Below are 20318 nucleotides of genomic sequence, written 5' to 3' on the forward strand. Positions count from 1 at the left end.
ACCACAGGGAGCCTGCATCCCGAACAACGAGCGTCGCGGCACTTGGGTTACGCACGAAGGATGATGTGACCAGTGCGTCATCAAGGCGTCACCGATGGTGAGTTGGGGGTCGGTCAGCGGGCGTCGTCGGGGAGGAGCCGGGCCAGTGTGCGCACCGCCCGGTATTGGAGGGTCTTGATCGCGCCCTCGTTCTTGCCCATCACCCTGGCTGTCTCGGCGACCGAGAGGCCCTGCAGGAAGCGCAGGGTCACGCATTCCTGCTGCTGAGGGTTGAGCTTGCGGACCGCGTCCAGCAGTGCGGCGTTCGACAGGGACTCGAGGACCGAGTCCTCCGGGCTGCGCTCGACCTCATTGGCGTCGAGCATCTCTCCGGTGGTGACTTCCAGCCGGAAGCGGCTGGACTTGAAGTGATCGGCCACCAGATTGCGGGCGATCGTGACCAGCCAGGCGCCGAAGTCGCGGCCCTGCCAGGTGAAGGTGGAGATACGGCGCAGGGCGCGCAGGAAGGTCTCGCTGGTGAGGTCCTCCGCCGTCGCCTTTCCGCCCACGCGGTAGTAGATGTAGCGGTAGACGGTGTCGCTGTACTGGTCGTAGAGGCGGCCGAAGGCGTCGGCCTCGCCCGCCTGGGCGCGCTCGACCAGGTCCATCATGCGGGCGCTGTCGCTGTCGGCGCTGGGCCGACGGGCGGTGGTCGAGGAGCCGGTGGCGCCCCGACCGCCCCGTCTGCCGACCTCGCGCCCGTCGCCCGACCGCCGCCCCTCAACGACGGCGCTGCGCCCCGGCACCTTCTCGATGCCGTCGGCCAGGGCATAGCAGGGGGCGGCCGGGCCGCTTGTGGCAAGGCGGGGCATGGCGAATGCGGGGACGGCGTACGCGGTGGGGACGAAGCCGCGCAAGTGGTCGAGGACCGCTGCGCGCAGCGTAGCCAGGCCCGAGGCGTCAACCCCGACGTGTGGGTACACGGGACTCCCAGAGGCAGAGCTTCCATCACGTGCAGTGCGGGACCTTTCACCCGTCGTGGGGACTGGTGGGGTCCGTCATGCGTCTGAGGAGAATAACGCTTCGTACAGGCGTTGCTACACCCAGTTGCTCAAATCGTCGTTTCCGTCGCTTCTGTTACGTCTAGACGACGGATCAAGTCGCATATTGTGAGCACTTGTTGATCGAATTGCTTCGTGATCTGTCGTGTCGCGCGGTGGATTGTGCCCGACACGCGGCAACAGGACTGGCGGGAGCGCCCAGGGGTATGAGGCAGGATTGCCCGCGGAAAGCGCTGTCGTCGCCAGGTCGGCGTCGCCGTACGTGTCGGCGTCGTGCGGGAGTCGCAGGAGTCGGGGTCGGCGCAGGAGTCGGAGCGGCGGCGTGCGAGCCCTGCGTCAACGGCGGCGGCGGTGCAGGGCGACCGCGGCCGCGGTGCCGCCCGCGATGGCGCCCACACCGGCTGCCGCCGGGATGCCGACCTTGGCGGCCTTGCGGCCGGTCCGGTAGTCGCGCAGCCGCCACTCACGCGCTCGCGCGTACTTGCGGAGCTTGGTGTCCGGGTTGATGGCGTACGGATGCCCCACCAGTGACAGCATCGGGATGTCGTTGTGCGAGTCGCTGTACGCCGCACAGCGGGTCAGTTCCAGGCCCTCGGCGGCGGCCAGCGCGCGTACGGCCTCGGCCTTTGCGGGGCCGTGCAGCGGCTCGCCCACGAGCTTTCCGGTGTACACGCCGTCGAGGGACTCGGCGACAGTGCCCAGCGCGCCGGTCAGGCCGAGGCGGCGGGCGATGATCGTCGCGGTCTCGACGGGGGCCGCGGTCACCAGCCAGACCTTCTGCCCGGCGTCGAGGTGGGCCTGGGCGAGAGCGCGGGTGCCGGGCCAGATGCGGTCGGCCATGTACTCGTCGTAGATCTCCTCCCCGATCGACATCAGCTCGGAGACGCGGTGGCCCTTCACGATGGACAGGGCGGACTCGCGGACGTCCTGCATATGTTCCGGATCCTCGACTCCGGCGAGCCGGAACCAGGTCTGCTGCCAGGCGAACCGGGCCAGTTCACGGCGCTGGAAGAACTTCCGCTTGTACAGGCCGCGGCCGAAGTGGAAAATCGCGGCGCCCTGCATCACGGTGTTGTCGAGGTCGAAGAAGGCGGCGGCCCGGTCGTCCCCGGCGACGGGGAAATCCGGTTCGGCGGTCGGGGCAGTGTCGTCCTGCGCTTCGAGTGCCTCGAACTGCTGCGACGACTTGCGCGCTGCCTCGGCTGCTGCCTCGCCTGCGAGCACGCTCCGCGCGGTGGCGGAGCGCCTACGGGGGGTGAGCCATCCCAGTGCGGCCATGTCGTGAGCATAGCCAGTGTGTTCGGTACTTCCCGACCCCACGGGATGCGTTGACGTGAACTCTCCGCGACCAGCCCGTTAAACAGGCGATTCGGGCGTACGGGACGCGTGCCGTATCTCTGCGGCGCGGGCGGAGAATGGGCACATGAGTCCTGTGCTGCGACGAACGAAGAAGAAGGCCGGCGAGCGGGTGGTGACGCTGATCGGGAAGCCGGGGTGTCACCTCTGTGACGACGCGCGGGCCGTGGTCCAGGAGGTGTGTACCGAGACCGGTGCGTCCTGGGAGGAGAAGGACATCACCCAGGACGAGGCGCTGCACCGGGCGTACTGGGAGCAGATTCCGGTCGTCCTGGTCGACGGCGAGCAGCACACCTTCTGGCGCGTGGATGCGGGACGACTGCGCCGCGCACTGGGGGCGTAACCGCCACGCCGGATACCATCGGGGTCGTTTTGCTCGGGCTTTCCGAAGCGGTCCGGGCTCTATCGGGACGCGATGCGGACAGGGCACAGTAAGCGGTCTCGGGGGCGTATTCGTGAGGAGTGTGTACGGCTTTGCCCCCTTCGGGTCTTCAATGGACCGGTGCGGTCCGCGGTTCCAGGGTCGCGCGATCGGATGGCGTGACCCCGGTCACTTTGCACGGACAAAACGGACACCATCTTTGTGCACGCGTTCACAAAGACATAGCCTGCATTCGACGGGGCGGTCCTGTGTCATATGGCCGCCTGCAGCCTCGCTCATCCCGCAGGAGCACCGTGGCAACTGGCCGAAATCACCGACCGGCGACCCGTAGCCGAGGAATCCCCGAGGCCACCGTCGCCCGACTTCCGCTGTACCTGCGCGCCCTGACCGCGCTGTCCGAGCGGTCCGTCCCCACGGTCTCGTCGGAGGAACTCGCCGCCGCCGCCGGAGTCAACTCCGCGAAGCTGCGCAAGGACTTCTCCTACCTGGGCTCGTACGGGACACGCGGTGTCGGCTACGACGTCGAGTACCTCGTCTACCAGATCTCGCGCGAGCTCGGTCTGACGCAGGACTGGCCCGTGGTCATCGTCGGTATCGGTAACCTCGGCGCCGCGCTCGCCAACTACGGCGGTTTCGCCTCCCGGGGTTTCCGGGTCGCCGCGCTGATCGACGCCGACCCGGAGATGGCCGGGAAGCCGGTCGCCGGGATGCCCGTCCAGCACACGGACGAACTCGAGAAGATCATCAGCGACAACGGAGTGTCGATCGGTGTCATCTCGACGCCCGCCGGCGCCGCGCAGCAGGTGTGCGAGCGGCTGATCGCGGCCGGTGTCACCTCGATCCTCAACTTCGCCCCCACCGTCCTCTCGGTGCCCGACGGCGTCGATGTGCGCAAGGTCGATCTCTCGATCGAGCTGCAGATCCTCGCCTTCCACGAGCAGCGGAAGGCCGGCGAGGAAGCCGAGGCCGCAGGCCGGAAGGGACCCGACGGGGACATGCCCGCCGTGATGCCGGCATGAGTCTCCTGGTCGTCGGGCTGAGCCATCGCAGCGCGCCGGTGAGCGTGCTGGAGCGGGCCTCGCTGTCCGCTGATGCGCAGGTCAAGCTGTTGCAGGACACCCTCGCCGCGGAGCCCGCGGCCGAGGCGGCGGTGCTGGCCACCTGTAACCGCATCGAGCTGTACGCGGACGTGGACAAGTTCCACGCCGGTGTCGCCGAGCTCTCGACCCTGCTCGCACAGCACAGCGGGGTGGGGCTCGAGGAGCTCACTCCGTATCTCTATGTGCACTACGAGGACCGGGCCGTGCACCACCTCTTCTCGGTGGCCTGCGGTCTGGACTCCATGGTTGTCGGCGAGGGGCAGATCCTCGGGCAGATCAAGGACGCTCTCGCGCTCGGGCAGGACCTGCACACCGCGGGCCGTCTGATCAACGACCTGTTCCAGCAGGCCCTTCGTGTCGGCAAGCGCGCGCACAGCGAGACCGGGATCGACCGGGCCGGGCAGTCGCTCGTCACCTTCGGTCTCGAGCAGCTCGCCGCGGGCGCCACCGTCGAGGCATGGGCGGCGGACAAGCGGGTGCTGGTCATCGGTGCCGGCTCGATGTCCTCGCTCGCCGCGACGACGCTGGCGCGCCTGGGTGTACGTGAACTCGTCATCGCCAACCGGACGCTGGAGCGCGCGGAGCGACTGGCCGCGGTGCTGACGGAGCCGGGCGGGGTGAGCGTGCACGCCGTGTCCATGGCCGATGTTGCCGACGAACTGACACGTGCCGATGTGGCGGTGTCCTGCACCGGTGCGACGGGTCTGGTCCTGACGGCCGAGTCCGTTGCCGCGGCGCTCGCGGAGCACGTGGTGCCGGTGGCGGTCCCGGTGGCGGGTAACGACCTGCGGGCGCCGGACGGCAGTCTGGTGGCCCGCCTTGCCGCGGCCGCGGCGCGCGACGGCCGCGTGGCCGACAAGTCGGCTGCGGGGGGCTCGGACGCGGCGGACCGCGAACCGTCCGCCCGGATCACGGACCCGGCCGACCCCGTCGGCGCGGATGCGCCGGGTGTGGATGGTCCGGCCGGCCTCGGCGCCGCGGTGGACCTCGACGAAGCCGCCGGGGCCTGCCCCGTCGGGCTCGGCGACGGGCCCGGGCCCGATGCGCTTGCGCAGCACCAGGCGTGGGTCGACAACGCGCCCCGGGGCACCCGGGTCGCCGGAGCCGTGCACGCGCGGGGCGCCACAGCCACCGCGCCCGTCCGGCTCGCGCTGCTCGACCTCGCCATGCCCCGTGACATCGACGGTGCCGTCCACCGGCTCGCCGGCGTACGGCTCGTCGACATCGAGTCGCTCGCCGAGGCCTCCGCCGACGCCCCGATGGCCGCCGACGTGGACCAGGTGCGCGGCATCGTCTCCGACGAGGTGGCCGCCTTCGGCGCCGCCCAGCGCGCCGCGCACATCACTCCGACCGTCGTCGCTCTGCGCACCATGGCCGCCGATGTCGTCGCCGGTGAGGTCGCTCGGCTCGAGGGCCGCCTACCCGACCTGGACGACAAGGAGCGCGCCGAGATCACCCAGACCGTGCGCCGCGTCGTCGACAAGCTCCTGCACGCGCCCACCGTGCGGGTGAAGCAGCTGGCCAGCGAGCCCGGTGGCGCCGGGTACGCGGACGCGCTGCGGACACTCTTCGACCTCGACCCGGAGACGGTCGCCTCCGTCAGCCGGGCCGACCTGAATGACGCCGACGTCAAGAACCGAGGGCGAGTATGACCGAGAGGGCACTGAGGCTCGGGACCAGGCGCAGCAAGCTGGCCATGGCCCAGTCCGGGCAAGTGGCTCAGGCAGTGCGCCAGTTGACCGGCCGTGCCGTCGAGCTTGTCGAGATCACCACGTACGGGGACACCTCCCGTGAGCATCTCGCGCAGATCGGCGGTACGGGGGTCTTCGTCACCGCATTGCGGGACGCCCTGCTGCGGGGTGACGTCGACTTCGCCGTTCATTCGCTGAAGGACCTGCCCACCGCGCAGCCCGACGACCTGGCGCTGGCGGCCGTGCCGCTGCGCGAGGACCCGCGGGACGTGCTGGTCGCGCGCGACGGACTGACGTTCGACCGGCTGCCGAACGGCGCCCGGATCGGCACCGGTTCGCCGCGCAGGATGGCGCAGCTCAACGCGTACGCGCGCACCCATGGCATGGCGATCGAGACTGTGCCGATCCGCGGCAATGTCGATACGCGGATCGGATATGTACGGAGCGGGGAGCTGGACGCCGTGGTTCTTGCCGCGGCCGGGCTCAACCGCATCGGCAGGATCGACGAGGTCACCGACTTCCTGGCGGTCGACTTCGTCCTGCCCGCCCCCGGCCAGGGGGCATTGGCGATCGAGTGTGCCGCGGTCAACGCGGACCTCACCGCCGCACTCGCCGAGCTCGACGACCCGTACACACGGGCCGCCGTGACCGCCGAGCGTTCCCTGCTCGCCGCCCTGGAGGCCGGCTGCACCGCACCTGTGGGTGCGCTGGCCGACCTGCTGGCCGACGGACAGGTTGTCACCGAAATGCGCCTGCGCGGCGTCGTCGGCACGACCGACGGCTCGACGCTGGTGCAGTTGTCCACCACCGGTCCTGTACCCACGTCGCACAGCGACGCAGTCGCGCTCGGTCGCGAACTCGCGTCCGAGATGCTCGCCAAGGGTGCGGCCGGTCTTATGGGGGAGCGAGCACGTTGAGCCCCACCAACCTTCCGGCCCTTCCTGCACACGGACACGGGCACGTCACCTTCCTCGGCGCCGGACCCGGCGACCCCGGACTGCTGACACTGCGCGCCGTCGAGGCGCTCGCGGGTGCGGACGTACTGATCGCCGAGCCAGAGGTGCTCGACGTGGTACGCAGCCATGCGCGAGCGAGCGTAAGCACGCCTGAACTGACGGTTGTTGACGACGCGTCAACAGCCGCCGGGATCCCCGTCCTCAGGGATGCGGCCAATCTTGTCATGGAGGCCGCAAGGGTCGGCAAGCGGGTCGTCCGCGCAGTCTCCGGCGACCCGGGCCTCGACGGAAACGCAGGTCAGGAGATGCTCGCGTGCGCCGCGGAGGGGATTCCCTTCGAGGTCGTGCCGGGTGTCGCCACGGCGGTAGGCGTGCCCGCTTACGCCGGTGTGCCGCTGCGCGACGCGCAGGGCGCCGACGTCCGTTTCGTCGACGCCCGTAGCGCGAGTGAGCGGTGCTGGACCGAGGTCGGCGCGAGCGACGGCACGGTCGTCGTCTCCGCGACGCTGGAGACGGTCGCCGCGGCGGCGTCCGAGCTGGTGGCCGCGGGCCGCAAGCCGGACACCCCGCTGACCGTGACTGTCGCCGGTACGACGACGCGGCAGCGGACCTGGTCCGCGACGCTGGGGACGATCGCGCAGGTCCTGAAGCAGGCGAAGGTACTGCCCTCCCCACAGGGGCACCGGCCGGTCATAGCGGTGGTCGGTGAACGCAGCTCCGCCGCCCAGCGGGACCAGCTCTCGTGGTTCGAGTCCAAGCCGCTCTTCGGCTGGAAGGTGCTCGTGCCGCGGACCAAGGAGCAGGCGGCATCGCTCTCCGACCAGCTGCGGAGCTATGGAGCCGTGCCGCACGAGGTGCCGACGATCGCCGTCGAGCCGCCGCGGACGCCCCAGCAGATGGAGCGGGCGGTCAAGGGCCTGGTGACGGGCCGCTACGAGTGGATCGCTTTCACGAGCGTGAACGCCGTGAAGGCGGTGCGGGAGAAGTTCGAGGAGTACGGGCTCGACGCGCGCGCTTTCGCGGGGATCAAGGTCGCCGCGGTGGGCGAGCAGACCGCTGCCGCGCTGGTTGATTTCGGTGTCAAGCCTGATCTGGTGCCCAGCGGGGAGCAGTCGGCCGCCGGTCTGCTGGAGGACTGGCCGCCGTACGACCCGGTCTTCGACCCGATCGACCGGGTCTTCCTGCCACGTGCGGACATCGCCACCGAGACGCTGGTGGCCGGCCTCATCGAGCTGGGCTGGGAGGTCGACGACGTGACCGCGTACCGGACGGTGCGGGCGTCGCCGCCGCCGGCGGATACGCGCGAGGCCATCAAGGGCGGTGGGTTCGACGCGGTGCTGTTCACGTCGTCGAGCACTGTGCGGAATCTGGTGGGCATAGCCGGCAAGCCGCACAACGTGACCGTGATCGCGTGCATCGGTCCGGCGACCGCCAAGACGGCGGAGGAGCACGGGCTGCGGGTGGACGTGCTGTCGCCGGAGCCGTCGGTGCACAAGCTGGCGGAGGCGCTGGCGGAGTTCGGCGCGCAGCGTCGGGCGGCGGCGGTGGAGGCGGGCGAGCATGTGACGCGTCCGAGCGAGCGGCGTCCTGGCGGTCGCAGGCGCCGTACGACGTAGTTCGGTGCGGGGGCGGGGTGCGGGTCGCCTTCAGGGCGTTTCCCCACCCCGCCCCTTCCCGTACTGGGGCAAGCCCCAGGCCTCGGTACGGCCTTCGGCCGTGTCCTCAATCGCCGGACGGGCTGGGTTTCCCGGACATGCTTGAGGCGCGGGAGCCGGGGCCGAGCCCCGGTAGTGCCCGCCCGGGCCCGACACCCTGTCGGCAATCGCGCACCCCCACCCGGCGTAGCGTTGCCCCTATGACTGCGTACGGATCCTTTCCCGGCGCGCGGCCGCGGCGGCTGCGCACGACCCCCGCGATGCGGCGCATGGTCGCCGAGACGCGGCTCCACCCCGCCGATCTGATCCTGCCCGCCTTCGTGCGGGAAGGGATCAGCGAGCCCGTGCCCATTTCCGCGATGCCCGGCGTCGTCCAGCACACCCGCGACACCCTGCGGAAGGCGGCCGCCGAGGCGCTTGAGGCCGGGGTGGCCGGGATCATGCTGTTCGGGGTGCCTGAGGACGCGAAGAAGGACGCAGCAGGGACCGCGGGGACGGATCCGGACGGGATTCTGCAGGTCGCGATCCGGGATGTGAAGGCCGAGGTCGGTGACGAGCTCGTGATCATGTCCGATCTCTGTCTGGACGAGTACACCGATCATGGGCACTGCGGGGTGCTGGACGCCGAAGGGCGCGTCGACAACGACGCGACGCTCGAGCGGTACGCCGAGATGGCCCAGGTCCAGGCCGACGCCGGTGTCCATGTCGTGGGGCCCAGCGGGATGATGGACGGCCAGGTCGGCGTCATCCGCGATGCGCTGGACCAGACGGGACACGAGGACGTGTCGGTCCTCGCGTACACCGCCAAGTACTCCTCCGCCTTCTACGGGCCGTTCCGGGAGGCCGTCGGGTCCTCGCTGCGCGGTGACCGCAAGACGTATCAGCAGGACCCGGCCAACCTCCGGGAGTCACTGCGGGAGTTGGCGCTGGACCTGGCCGAGGGCGCCGACATGGTGATGGTCAAGCCCGCGGGTCCGTATCTCGATGTGCTGGCGAAGGTCGCGGACGCCGTGGACGTGCCGGTCGCCGCATACCAGATCAGCGGTGAGTACGCGATGGTCGAGGCCGCCGCCGAGAAGGGCTGGATCGACCGCGACAAGGCGATTCTGGAGACCCTGCTCGGCATCAAGCGGGCCGGCGCGAGCATGATCCTGACCTACTGGGCGACCGAGGTCGCCCGGGGCTGCTAGCTCTCGAGAAGCAGTTCCCAGTGTGCTTCGACAGCCTGCCGCTGACGTCCTCCTGTGCACGACAGCGGTGACGGGCGGCCCTGCGTGGGCGACCCGTACCGCGAGTCGGGGCGCGGCCTGTTGCCGACGGACGCGCCGGCCGACGCCTGGGGTGTCGGCCGGCGTGATCCGGGCAAGGTGGTGTGGTGCGCGTTCACCTGGCCTTGAGCCGGGAGTGCCGGTTCAAGGCCGGGTGACGCTGCGGCCGGTGTCTACGAAGCGTCGAGCACGGTGCCGGTCAGTGCCGGGCCGTGCGGCTCGCCCTCGTCGTCGGTGGGCTGGAGGCCCACGTACTCCGTCGGCTCGGCCACCTGGTCGCGGACCGTGGGCACGGTCACCTCCGCACTGGTCTTCCCGGCCGGTACGGACACCCACAGGTTGGCGTGCTCCAGCTGGGACAGGGGGACTTCACCGCCGGGGACCTCGCCGAGCAGGTCGAGCAGCCACTGCCGGTCGACGTCCTTGGTGGACAGCTCGGGGCGGCCCGGGACGGGGACGATCCGCAGCGTCTTCGTCAACTCCACGTCGGCGGGCGTCGACAGGGAGATCTGCCACTTCAGGGGCTGCCCCTCGGTCACCTTGTCGGCGACCGGCTTCACGGTGATCCCGGGCATCGGGTCGTCGTTCTCGGCGATGACCCCGCCGGCGTGCGAGCCGACGACAGCCCCGCGGACCGCCTTCACGAGCACGTCGTGGGACACGTCGTAGGCGTACCGCTTGTTGCCCTTCACCTGCACCTTCACATCGATGCTGCTGCCACCGGGCCGCACCGTCACCAGCCGGTCCTTCGCCTTGCCGGTGGCCGGGTCGAGCACGTACAGCCGCACCGCGCCGCTGCCCTTGCCGGACACGCGCACGGGCACCCGGTACGTGCGTTCGCCCGAGTCGCCCTCCTTGACCTTCAGGCGGCCGATGTCGACACGGGTCAGCAGTGCTTCCCGCACGGCGGGGGTGCCGGGGCTCCAGGCCCAGGCGTCCATCAGCCACGCCCGTCCGGAGCGGGTGCGGGGGGTCAGCTCCAGGGCGGCGACCCGCCGCAGGTCGAGACCGGCGCGGGTGGCGGCGGTGAGCGGTACGCGCACCTCGCGCGCCCAGTAGGAGGAGGTGCGGTCGCTGCCCGGCAGCCCGTCCACCCGGACGCGACCGAGGTTCGCCCGCTTGCCGGAGGCGTCGGTGACGGACACATCCAGCTGCGTCCCCGTCGAGTTCGGCGGCACGAAGACACGCAGCGCGAGGCTCTTGGCGCCGTTGACGGAGAGCGGCTTCTCGGGGCGCACCTTCACCGCCGAGCCCGGCGCGGTCCAGCGCAGCGCCACCGCCCGGCGGCCGGTCTCGCGTTCCGGCTGCCAGCGCGCGAAGTGCGGCGAGGAGCCCCCGGCCTTCGCGTCCAGGCAGGCGGTACCTGGGTCGGGATCGATCGCGGAGCAGAGCCGTCCGCCGGTCACCTTCACGGAGCCGTCCGGCAGGAACCCGGCACCACGGTTCGCGCCGACCGCATGGGTCAGCACCCGCGCGGGGTCGGCGGAGGGGGCCCGGCGGCCTGAGCCGTCGAGCAGCTCGCGCACCCGGTCGTCCCCGGCGAGGAACAGCCGCGCGGCGGCGGCGATGTAGGTGGCACCGGCACGGTGCTGCTGGTCGGCGGTCAGGCGGGTCGCGGTGCCCGGCGAGCACACCGGGTCCGGCTGCTCGGGGTCGTGCCAGAAGTCGTCGTCGGCGGGTGCCTGGGCCTGGCCCGGCGTCCACTCGCTGTTGAAGTAGTTGTGGTTGGCGCCGACCATGTAGACCGCGCTGTGCAGGGCCTTGCCCCGGCTGACGCCGCGGGTGCCGTCGGCGTACACCTGGCCCTGGAGGTCGGAGACGTCGCCGTCGCAGCCCGGCAGGATCGTCAGCGACGGCACGTCCGGCACCGGGTTCTGGCCGAAGACCGTCGGTCCGATCAGCACGGTCCCGCGGATGTGCCAGCGCACCCTTCCGCGGTAGCCGTCCTGGCCGGGAGGGGGCGGGTAGAGGCTGTCCATGGCGGCTCGGTTGACGCCCTCGCCACCGCGCGAGTGGCCGACGAGCAGAACGCGGGACAGGTCGGCCTTCGGAGCCTTGCGTACGGCCGCCGGTGCCTTGGCCGGCTCGGCGGCCCAGTCGGCCCACCGCGCCAGGTGAGTCCGCACCAGCGAGGAACGCGCCTGTGCTCCGCCGTCCTCGGCGTCCCCGTCCTGGCCATTGATGCCGTTGGCGGAGATCGACACGGTCAGATAGCCCTGGGAGGCCAGCAGCTCCTGGTCTCGCAGATAGCCCCGGTGGCTCGGGATCGGTTTGGCGCCCTTGGCGCAGGGCCAGTCGATGTTCGGCTCGTCGCTGCCCGGTACGTAGCACGTGGCGTGCCGGCCGTGCAGGAACAGCGCGATCGGACGCTTGCCGGTGGCGCCCTTCGGCGCGACGACGACGCCGCGCATCTCTACGGGTGCCGAGAAGCCGGGCAGGCGGACGGGGTCGAGCGTGTACTCGCCGGTGAGCGTGCGGTACGTGCCCGGCTTGCCCGGATCGACGGAGTCCGCCGGGAGCCGGGCGGGCGGTTCGGCGGCGGGTGGCGCGGAACGCCGGTCGCGGGCGTCGGACGCCTCATCGGCCCGGTCCAGCCGCCGGCCCGCCGCCAGCACCTGAAGGCCTGTCAGATCCGCTGGGCGTGCGTCGTCGAGGGCCAGCCGGAAGGTCCGGCCGTCCTTCGCCTGCTCGGGCACGCCGACCAGCTTGCCGTCGGCGTGGAACTCCACGCGCGCGTCGCCAGCCGGCACCGGTCTCGGGGCACGCCACTCCAGCGCGTTCTCGCCGTCGGTGTTCGTGATCCGCCAGCCGGGCGGTAAACCACCGTCGTCGTTCACCGCCGTGGCGGGCCGGACATCAGGCGGCTGCGGCCGGGCCTGCGCCACTGCCGGCGACACCCCCGCCACCGTGAGCACCGCCAGCGCGGTGGCCCATATCCTCCGGGCACGTATCAACGGTCCCCTCCTCAATCCCGTGGGTCGGGCGCCCGGTCCGCTCGGGTGCCTCTCGATCTCGGAGGACGGGGGGAGGATTCTTCAGGTTGCCTGTGGGTCGGCGTGAACATGGCGGCCGCGGGCCCGGGGGAGCGCCCCGGGGCCGCGGCCTGTTCATGAGCCCATCAGGGCGATCAGCAGTAGAGATTCCCGCCCGGGGCGACGCCCAGGATCTGGGTGAACTGCTGGTAGCTGTTGACGCGGCTCTGGACCTGCGCCGGGTTCTTGCCGTCGCACTCCAGCGAGCCGTTGATGGAGCGGATGGTCTGGCCGAAGCCCGCCTGGTTGACCATGGCGTTGTGGGGGGTCATCGTGCCCGGGCCGTTCTGGGTGTTCCAGTACCAGAGGCCGGTCTTCCAGGCCACCGCGGCGTCGTTCTGCACAAGCCAGGGGTTGTTGAGCAGATCGATGCCGAGCGCGTCGCCCGCTGCCTTGTAGTTGAAGTTCCAGCTGAGCTGGATCGGACCGCGTCCGTAGTACGCCGCCTGGCCGGCCGGGCAGCCGTAGGGCTGGCTCCAGTCGCAGTAGTGCGGGTAGTTGGCCTGGTTCTGCTCGACGACGTAGACCAGTCCGCCGGTCTCGTGGCTGACGTTCGCGAGGAAGGCCGCGGCCTCCTGCTTCTTGACGGTGTCGCTGCCGGTGTTCGCGAAGCCCGGGTACGCGCTGAGGGCCGCCTTCAGCCCGCTGTAGGTGTAGAACGAATTCCGGCTCGGGAACATCTGGTTGAACTGCGCCTCGCTCACGACGAAGCCGGAGGGGGACGGGTCCCCGCCGCCGCTACACGTGTACGGGTCCCAGAACCAGGTGCTGATGGTGGGGTCGTAGCCCGGGTTGTCGTGCTCGGCTATGTAGTACTTGCCGTCGGTGTATTTGACAACGTTGCCAGTGACGTGCGACGTACCGGCGGACCAGTTCGGCGCGGAGGTGCAGGCGTCCGCGGTGGCGGCGGATGCGGCGGGCATGAAGACCGCCGCCAGTCCGCTTCCCGCCAGGATCGCGATCAGCAACGCCACGATGCGGTGTCTCAGCACTCGATCACTCCTTTGCGCGCAACGGCCTTGCCCGGAACGGGACTTGCGGTCCGGGCAGGCCGCGGTGGGGGGTTGTGTCGCACACTCAAGCGCGTTGACGTGATCGAGTCAAGGTATAGACCAATGTGAATCAGGGTCAGCCGAAAACCGTTCCTCCGGTCAGTCCCACCGGAAGGTCCAGTGCTGCTTGCCCAGCAGCGCCCGTTCCGCGTACTCGCGGATCGTGTCGTACCCCTGCCGGACGTTGTCCGGGCAGAACGCGTGGTGCTCGGCCGCGACCGCGAGAGCCTCCATCATCGAGCGGGGCGGGGCCGCGACCGAGACGTCCAGGCGGTCGAAGTGGAGCGCCACAACGCGTATGCCGAAGCGGTCCTCCCAGGAGCGCAAGACGGTGGACAGCAGGCCGGTGTCCGCGTGGTTGCACGGGCCGAGCCGGCCCAGCGCGACGGGAATGTCCGCGCTGCGGCGGACGCGAATCAGCCCCGCCCGGGCGGCCTTCAGCCGTCCGGCGTCCAGCAGTTCGGCGGCGACGCGAGCGGCCGTGGCGTCCGCTTGGGCCGGCGGCTCGCCCGCCGGGGCGAGACCCGGCCACTCGGGCGTGAAGGGGGCGATGGTGTCCGCGTCGCCCTGGTCCGCGTCCTCCGCCTGGACGGAGGACCAGAGCGATATCAGGACCTCTTCGAGGTCATGGTCGTCGGGGTGTGACACATGCTCGACATCGAGATCCTTGTCCCAGGTGAGGGAACGGCTCTCCTCGTTCACGAGCAGCACCGGGTGCATGCCGCACGCCTCCCGGGCGGGCAAGAGACGTGCCCAAGTGTCGTGCTGCGCCGGGTCGTTCGCGTACCAGAGGGACGGCTGGACGCGCATGGCACCGGACGGCAGATCCAGGCCGAGTGCGCTCGGGTTGATCACCATGCAAGCGACTTCAGGGGCCGCCACTGACAATCGGCTCCGAGCATGGTGGTGGTGAAGGCGGCCCAGGTGGCGGGGGTGAGGCCCGTACACATTGCTTGTACGGGTTCGCCGTCACTTCCTGAGCAGGTCGGCGATGCGGGACAGGCCGTCGGCCTCGTGGCCCTCGGTCATCGCGCGGTCCAGGATCGCCTGGAAGGGCTCGAAAAGATCAGTTCTGACGCCCTGGTCGCGGAAGGCGGCGAGGAAGTTCGGGAAGGCCGCGTGGTTCACGGCGAGGCTGGAGACGTCCGTGAGGTGCCGGCCCGAGTCGATCGATGTGGCCCACTGGGGCGCGCCGGCGAGCATCGCGCTGATCCAGGGGACCAGGAGCTCGGAGAACTCGGTGGCGGGGATGTCCTCCGTACGCACCAGGGCGTAGGCCTGCATCACACCGAGGACCATGCCGTACATGCCGGTCAGCAGCGCCAGGTCGTAGAGCGCGGCGAGGCCGGGGTCGGTGCCGACGTACTTCGTGCCGCCGAGGGCGGACAGCGTCTCGCGGTGGGCGTCGAACGTACCCTGCGGGCCGCTGTAGAAGACGTACGCGTGCGGGCCCGCGATCATCTGCGGTACGGCCATGATGCCGCCGTCGAGGTACTCGGCCCCGTGCTTCGCCGCCCAGGCCGCCAACTCCCGGGCCTGGGCCGGGGTTCCGTTGGTGACGTTGACCAGCGTCCTGCCCGAGACCTCCTCGGCAAGGGTGGCGAGGAGCTCCTCGACGTTGTCGTTGGTGAGCAGACAGACAACCACCAGGGGGCTCGCGGCGACGGCTTCGGCGGCGGTGCCGGCGGGGAGCGCGCCCTGGGCGACCAGCGGGCCGGTCCTGGCGGCGGATCTGTTCCAGACGGTGACAGGGTGCCCGGCCTTCAGAAAAGCGGCGGCGAGGGCAGAGCCCATCATTCCGAGGCCGAGAACGGATACGGCGGGCTTGGGCGCGGACATGGAAGGGCTCCTTGGAAGGGACGTAAGGGATCTCCTCCGATCCTCATGCCGCGCTGGAATGCCCACTAGTACCGACTATTTGGTCAGCTACTGACCTGAAGGTGAGTACGAGGGCGCCAGGCCCGGGCACACTCGCATCCGGCTGGGCGGGGCCGAAGTCATCGACTAGTGGTGATCTGCGCTCCGGCGGCGCACTCTGGAAGAGGTACCGGAGGTGATCCGCCATGCAGACACTCGTCGGATGGCACGTAGAGATGGAATTCAGCGAGGAAGGCGACCGGACCAGGTCGGCCGCCATGGTGAGGCTGGGCGACGGCACGGAAATACGCGGCCACGGTAATGCCCAGCGTCACCCGTCCGATTCGGAACAGCTGCGGGTCGGCGAGGAGATCGCCGGCGCACGAGCGCTCATGGACATGGCCTCGCAGCTGCTGCAGAAGGCCCACATGGAGATCGACGAGGCCTCGGGCAGAAAGTCGCACGCACTGATGTGACGGGATGCGGTGCGGCCCCCGCCGGGGTTTCCGGCGGGGGACGCATGCGTGCGCCCTAGGCGTATACGCGGCCTGGGCGGCGCCTTGCACGCCTACGCGCCTTAGTAGGTGAGTGCGTCCTGCATGCTGCTCTGCCAGTAGCTGACAGCGGTGGTGGAGTCGGCGTATGTGCCCGCCGGCAGAGCGAGTCCGACGGGGGTGCCGGTCGAACCCGAGCCGCTGCGCGGCGCGAAGTGCACGGTCAGACGCTTGGCCGTGTAGCCGTCCTTGCCGCTGCCGTCGGCGCTCGACAGCAGGATGGAGGCGTACGCGGACTCACCGGGGGCGATGGTGGTGACCGCCTGCGGCCGGCTGTCCTCCATGACCTGCGTGACGGCCTGTGCGTCGTCGAAGCGGAGCAGCGGTGCATGGTAGGCGTTGCACGCCTTGGAGCCGGTGTTGGTCACGGTGAGCAGCAGGTGGTTGATGGGGCGGGTCACCTTGCTGACGGTGACCTTGGTGTTCGCGCCGCTGCAGGCGTCGGTGACGGGGCCGGGGCCGGGGTCACTGTTGTCCTTCCCCTTGTCCTTGCTCTCGTCCTTGTCCTTGCTCTTGCCGGCGCCGGCCGCCGAGCCGCTGCTGCTGCCGCCGTTGCCCTTGCCGTTGCCCGCAGGGGTGGACGTGGGGTCGGCCGCGGGCTTGCTCCGGTCGGCGGTGGGACTCACGGACGCGCCCGGGTTCTTTGCGTCGTCGTCGGACTGGCACGCCGTCAGCGAGAGGGCGGCCAGCAGTGCGGTGGCGGCGACGGCGGTGGTGCGGATGCGGGCGTTGCGCATGGTGTTCGGTTCTCCCCGTGTGGTTGGTCCGTGCATCGTCTGTGGATCAGAAATGGCAGATGAGGGTCGTGACGACCGCAGTCGCTGCGATCAGTACAAGCACGGCCGTGACATCGATGAGGCTGTTGCGGATGCGGGTTCGCATGGCTGCTTCCGGCTGCTTCCCGGTGGACTGTGCGGTGCGATCACAGACTGCGCGGCGGCTGATTCCGGCCGCAACAGCCCCTGAACCATTGGGGATGCTGGAACGCTTGCGCGTACGGTGACCTGGGGGGATACCCCGTCCCTGGAACGGCGTTCCGGGACAGTCGGCAGGGCTTACGAGGGGGAACACAGCACGTGGCGACGCTGGAGGCCGGGGAGTTCGCGGCCCTGCTCAGGGAACTCAAGGACCGCTCGGGACGCAGCTACGGAGTCCTCGCGGGCAGGCTGCATATGAGTACGTCCACGCTCCACCGGTACTGCAACGGCGATGCCGTCCCAACCGAGTACGCCCCCGTGGAGCGGCTCGCCCGGCTGTGCGCGGCGACGCCGGACGAGCTCGTGGAGCTGCACCGGCGATGGATCCTGGCGGACGGCGCGCGGCGGCGCGCGCGGGCCGAGGGCGCGGCGGTGCCGTACCCCGTGCCGGAGGTGCGTGAGCCGGAGGTGCGTGAGCCGGAGGCGCGTGAGCCGGACGCGGTGCCCGAGGCTGAGCCGGACCCCGTGCCGGAGGCTGAGGCAGCCGAGCCTCGCACCCGCCACCCCAGGAGGCTGCGGATCGGGCTCGCCGCAGGCGCCGTTGTCGCCCTCGCCGTGCCGGCCGCCTTCGTCGCGAGCCACGCGGCCACGCAGGATCATGACGGCAAGGGGCAGTCCCACGCCGTCGCCGGGGCCAGTGCCCCGCCCGGCACCGCCGCGCCCCGGTCCGCGTCACCCAGCGCCTCGCCGAGCGGCAGCACCTCGCCCAGCGGGAGCCCGGCGGTGACGCGGTCCAAGGGCGTGGCCTCCACGCCTCCGGCTCAGGCCGGCGGCGTACCGCTGCGGGTGGGCGTCAGCTCGTACAACTGGGAGGAGCCCTGCGGCCAGTACTACCTACTCGACCAGGCACCCGACGTGGTCCCGCCGCCGCCCGCGCCGCAGGACAACCGGAGCTGGGCCCGTGCGCTGGGCGGGGTGGACGGCGGCCACATGCTGCTTCAGCTGACCGCGACGGGCAAGACGGCGGACTCGGTGGTGCTGAACGCCGTGCACGTACGGGTCGTTGCGCGCAGCGCACCCCTCGACTGGAAGGCGTACTCGATGTCCTACGGCTGCGGTGGCGGCATCACCCCGCAGGCCTTCGACATCGACCTGGATCCCGGGCAGCCGCTGGTGAAGCCCGTGGCGGGGCAGGACGGCGACACCGTCGTGCCCGCCAAGGACTTCCCGTACAAGGTCGCGTCCAACGATCCGCAGGTGCTCAACCTCGACCTCCACACCGAGGGACACGATGTCAGCTGGTACCTGGAGCTCGACTGGAGCAGCGGGGACCGGCGGGGGACGGTACGTGTCGACGACGACGGGAAGCCGTTCCGTACGAGCGCGATCAAGGGACGGACCGAGTACGGGTACTGGCCGGACAAGAGCGCGTGGGTCGCGCAGCCCGCGCCCTGAGGGCCTCTGTTGTACGAGACCCTCAGGGGGCTGAGGGTCAGAGACGCTCGGGGGTGCGGATGCCGAGAAGCGCCATGCCCTGGTGGAGCGTGCGGGCCGTCATGTCGCAGAGCAACAGGCGGTTCTCGGCGACCTCACGCGCAGGCGCGGGCTTGATGACCGGGCACTGGTCGTAGAACGTCGTGAACAGCGACGCCAGCTGGTAGAGGTACGCGGCCAGCTTGTGCGGCTCGTACGAGCCCGCGACCTCCGCCAGCGTCTCGCCGAACTGGTCCAGGTGCAGACCCAACGCCCGCTCCGCCGCGGCCAGTTCGAGCACCGGGTGCGCGGCCGGCTTGACCTCGCCCGCCTTCCGGAGGATCGACTGGATACGGGCGTACGCGTACTGCAGGTACACGGACGTGTCGCCGTTCAGCGACACCATCTGGTCGAGGTCGAACTTGTAGTCCCGCGCCGCCGAAGTCGACAGGTCGGCGTACTTGATCGCGCCGATGCCCACCTGCGTACCGCGCTCCGCGATCTCCTCCTCGGTGAGCTGCTTCTGGACGTCCTTCTCGCGCACGACCGCCGTCGCCCGCTCCACCGCCTCGTCCAGCAGGTCCACCAGCCGTACCGTCTCGCCCTCACGGGTCTTGAACGGCTTGCCGTCCTTGCCGAGCACCGTGCCGAACGCCAGCTGGACGGCCTTGACCTCGTCGTTCAGCCAGCCCGCCCGGCGCGCGGTCTCGAAGACCATCTTGAAGTGCAGGGACTGCCGGGCGTCCACGACGTAGATGAGCGTGTTCGCCTTGAGGTTCTGCACCCGGTCGCGGATGGCGGAGAGGTCGGTGGCCGCGTAGCCGTAACCGCCGTTGCTCTTCCTGACGATGAGCGGGGTCGGGTTGCCGTCCGGTCCCTTCACATCGTCGAAGAAGACGCACAGTGCACCCTCCGAGCGGACCGCCACGCCCGACTCCTCCAGGAGGCGGCAGGTCTCGTCGAGCATGTCGTTGTAGCCGGACTCGCCGACGATGTCGGCGTCGTGGATCTCCATGTCGAGCTTGTTGAAGACCGAGTAGAAGTAGATCTTCGACTCGTCGACGAACCGCTGCCAGTGGGCACGCGTCTCGGGGTCCCCGGCCTGCAGGTCCACCACCCGGTTGCGGGCGCGGTCCTTGAACGCCTCGTCGGAGTCGAAGAGCGCGCGCGAAGCCTTGTAGATGCGGTTCAGGGAGGACATGGCCTCCTCGCCGGTGACCTCCTCGGCGCCCTCGTGGTCCAGCTCGTGCGGGTGCTCGATCAGGTACTGGATGAGCATGCCGTACTGGGTGCCCCAGTCGCCGATGTGGTGGCGCCTGATCACCTTCTCGCCCGCGAACTCCAGGATCTGGACCATCGCGTCGCCGATCACCGCGGAGCGCAGGTGGCCGACGTGCATCTCCTTGGCCACGTTCGGCTGGGCGTAGTCGATGACCGTGGTGCCCGGGTTCTGCGCGTACGGGACGCCGAGCCGGTCGTCGGTGGCGCGCGCGGCGAGGGTCTTCACGATCGCCTCGTCGGTGAGCGTGATGTTGAGGAATCCGGGGCCCGAGACCTCGATCTCCTCGATCAGGTCACCGGTGGACAGGCCCCCGACGACCTTGGCCGCCAGCTCGCGCGGGTTGCCCTTCAGCTTCTTGGCGAGCGCCAGGATGCCGTTGGCCTGGAAGTCGGCCCGGTCGCTACGTCGCAGCAGGGGGTCGGCGGAACCGGCCTCCGGCAGAGCTGCCGAGAGGGCGTCCGCGAGGCGCTGCTGCACGGTCGAAGCGAGGGAAGGGACCGAGGCCATGAGCTTCCGTTCTTGTCGAGTCTCGTCGAGAGGTCTATTTCGGTTGTCAAGTGTCCCATGGGGCGGCAGCCTCTCTCTCCCGAGTTTCTCTCCGGTTTCCGTCCGGGACGAGCAACCTCCGAGTGGGGCGTTCCGTCTGGGACAATGGCGTACGACGCCTGTCGAGAACCCCAAGAGAACCCCAAGCATTCAAGGA

17 protein-coding genes are annotated in these 20318 nt (G+C 70.2%); 9 read left to right on the forward strand and 8 right to left on the reverse strand.

The window, feature by feature from the left end:
- Positions 1-113 precede the first annotated feature (113 nt).
- Together OG735_RS24625 and OG735_RS24630 are read right to left on the reverse strand one after the other, a co-directional pair.
- On the reverse strand, positions 114-962 hold the full coding sequence (locus OG735_RS24625; protein WP_327325332.1) for an ECF subfamily RNA polymerase sigma factor, BldN family: 849 nt from the start codon (positions 960-962) through the stop codon (positions 114-116).
- 414 nt (positions 963-1376) lie between these two features.
- Positions 1377-2318, reverse strand: a complete 942-nt coding sequence (locus OG735_RS24630) for an HAD family hydrolase (protein WP_327325333.1) — start codon at positions 2316-2318, stop codon at positions 1377-1379.
- 145 nt (positions 2319-2463) lie between these two features.
- Here OG735_RS24630 and OG735_RS24635 point away from each other — a divergent pair, with 145 nt between their 5' ends.
- From OG735_RS24635 to OG735_RS24665, 7 genes are all read left to right on the forward strand, one after another.
- The gene (locus OG735_RS24635) at positions 2464-2739 is read left to right on the forward strand and encodes a glutaredoxin family protein (protein ID WP_327325334.1); all 276 of its coding nucleotides are present in this window, start codon (positions 2464-2466) and stop codon (positions 2737-2739) included.
- 332 nt (positions 2740-3071) lie between these two features.
- Entirely contained in the window at positions 3072-3797 is a 726-nt protein-coding gene (locus tag OG735_RS24640; RefSeq protein WP_327325335.1) for a redox-sensing transcriptional repressor Rex, read from the forward strand.
- A complete protein-coding gene (locus tag OG735_RS24645; RefSeq protein WP_327325336.1) occupies positions 3794-5530 on the forward strand; it encodes a glutamyl-tRNA reductase in 1737 nt (578 codons plus the stop codon). The genes OG735_RS24640 and OG735_RS24645 overlap by 4 nt, the downstream gene beginning before the upstream one ends.
- Positions 5527-6486 carry a hydroxymethylbilane synthase gene (gene hemC, locus OG735_RS24650; RefSeq protein WP_327325337.1) on the forward strand — a complete coding sequence of 320 codons (960 nt, stop codon included), beginning with the start codon at positions 5527-5529 and terminating at the stop codon, positions 6484-6486. The genes OG735_RS24645 and hemC overlap by 4 nt, the downstream gene beginning before the upstream one ends.
- Entirely contained in the window at positions 6483-8141 is a 1659-nt protein-coding gene (locus OG735_RS24655; protein ID WP_327325338.1) for a bifunctional uroporphyrinogen-III C-methyltransferase/uroporphyrinogen-III synthase, read from the forward strand. The genes hemC and OG735_RS24655 overlap by 4 nt, the downstream gene beginning before the upstream one ends.
- Positions 8142-8380: 239 nt before the next feature.
- Positions 8381-9370, forward strand: coding sequence for a porphobilinogen synthase (hemB, locus tag OG735_RS24660; RefSeq protein ID WP_327325339.1), 990 nt, complete (start codon positions 8381-8383; stop codon positions 9368-9370).
- 54 nt (positions 9371-9424) lie between these two features.
- Entirely contained in the window at positions 9425-9577 is a 153-nt protein-coding gene (locus OG735_RS24665; protein WP_442812482.1) for a hypothetical protein, read from the forward strand.
- Between the two features lie 44 nt (positions 9578-9621).
- On the opposite strand, the gene OG735_RS24670 is transcribed toward OG735_RS24665, so the two are convergent.
- The 4 genes from OG735_RS24670 to OG735_RS24685 form a co-directional block, all read right to left on the reverse strand.
- Positions 9622-12402 (reverse strand): alpha/beta hydrolase family protein, encoded by a 2781-nt coding sequence (locus tag OG735_RS24670; RefSeq protein WP_327325340.1) that lies wholly within the window; start codon positions 12400-12402, stop codon positions 9622-9624.
- A gap of 173 nt (positions 12403-12575) precedes the next feature.
- The gene (locus OG735_RS24675) at positions 12576-13472 is read right to left on the reverse strand and encodes a glycoside hydrolase family 19 protein (RefSeq protein WP_327325341.1); all 897 of its coding nucleotides are present in this window, start codon (positions 13470-13472) and stop codon (positions 12576-12578) included.
- 159 nt (positions 13473-13631) lie between these two features.
- Positions 13632-14390, reverse strand: coding sequence for a DUF4253 domain-containing protein (locus OG735_RS24680; protein ID WP_327325342.1), 759 nt, complete (start codon positions 14388-14390; stop codon positions 13632-13634).
- 111 nt (positions 14391-14501) lie between these two features.
- Positions 14502-15371, reverse strand: coding sequence for an NAD(P)-dependent oxidoreductase (locus OG735_RS24685; protein WP_327325343.1), 870 nt, complete (start codon positions 15369-15371; stop codon positions 14502-14504).
- A gap of 224 nt (positions 15372-15595) precedes the next feature.
- Between OG735_RS24685 and OG735_RS24690 the strand changes: the two genes are divergently transcribed.
- On the forward strand, positions 15596-15865 hold the full coding sequence (locus tag OG735_RS24690) for a DUF1876 domain-containing protein (protein WP_327325344.1): 270 nt from the start codon (positions 15596-15598) through the stop codon (positions 15863-15865).
- Between the two features lie 101 nt (positions 15866-15966).
- Here OG735_RS24690 and OG735_RS24695 read toward each other — a convergent pair whose 3' ends face one another.
- Complete coding sequence (locus OG735_RS24695; RefSeq protein ID WP_327325345.1) at positions 15967-16680, reverse strand: DUF4232 domain-containing protein; 714 nt, start codon at positions 16678-16680, stop codon at positions 15967-15969.
- 339 nt (positions 16681-17019) lie between these two features.
- Here OG735_RS24695 and OG735_RS24700 point away from each other — a divergent pair, with 339 nt between their 5' ends.
- Positions 17020-18315, forward strand: a complete 1296-nt coding sequence (locus tag OG735_RS24700; RefSeq protein WP_327325346.1) for a helix-turn-helix domain-containing protein — start codon at positions 17020-17022, stop codon at positions 18313-18315.
- Positions 18316-18352: 37 nt separating this feature from the next.
- Here the strand turns inward: OG735_RS24700 and argS are convergent, their stop codons facing one another.
- The gene (argS, locus tag OG735_RS24705) at positions 18353-20122 is read right to left on the reverse strand and encodes an arginine--tRNA ligase (RefSeq protein ID WP_327325347.1); all 1770 of its coding nucleotides are present in this window, start codon (positions 20120-20122) and stop codon (positions 18353-18355) included.
- Between the last annotated feature and the right edge of the window lie 196 nt (positions 20123-20318).

This window comes from Streptomyces sp. NBC_01210, from assembly GCF_036010325.1.
Classification (GTDB): Bacteria; Actinomycetota; Actinomycetes; order Streptomycetales; family Streptomycetaceae; genus Streptomyces.

Coding starts and splice junctions, on each gene's coding strand:
- OG735_RS24630 (WP_327325333.1), bottom strand. CDS start 2,318: ATGGCCGCACTGGGATGGCTCACCCCCCGTAGGCGCTCCGCCACCGCG.
- OG735_RS24680 (WP_327325342.1), bottom strand. CDS start 14,390: ATGGTGATCAACCCGAGCGCACTCGGCCTGGATCTGCCGTCCGGTGCC.
- OG735_RS24695 (WP_327325345.1), bottom strand. CDS start 16,680: ATGCGCAACGCCCGCATCCGCACCACCGCCGTCGCCGCCACCGCACTG.
- OG735_RS24690 (WP_327325344.1), top strand. CDS start 15,596: ATGCAGACACTCGTCGGATGGCACGTAGAGATGGAATTCAGCGAGGAA.
- OG735_RS24645 (WP_327325336.1), top strand. CDS start 3,794: ATGAGTCTCCTGGTCGTCGGGCTGAGCCATCGCAGCGCGCCGGTGAGC.
- OG735_RS24685 (WP_327325343.1), bottom strand. CDS start 15,371: ATGTCCGCGCCCAAGCCCGCCGTATCCGTTCTCGGCCTCGGAATGATG.
- hemC (WP_327325337.1), top strand. CDS start 5,527: ATGACCGAGAGGGCACTGAGGCTCGGGACCAGGCGCAGCAAGCTGGCC.
- OG735_RS24635 (WP_327325334.1), top strand. CDS start 2,464: ATGAGTCCTGTGCTGCGACGAACGAAGAAGAAGGCCGGCGAGCGGGTG.
- hemB (WP_327325339.1), top strand. CDS start 8,381: ATGACTGCGTACGGATCCTTTCCCGGCGCGCGGCCGCGGCGGCTGCGC.
- argS (WP_327325347.1), bottom strand. CDS start 20,122: ATGGCCTCGGTCCCTTCCCTCGCTTCGACCGTGCAGCAGCGCCTCGCG.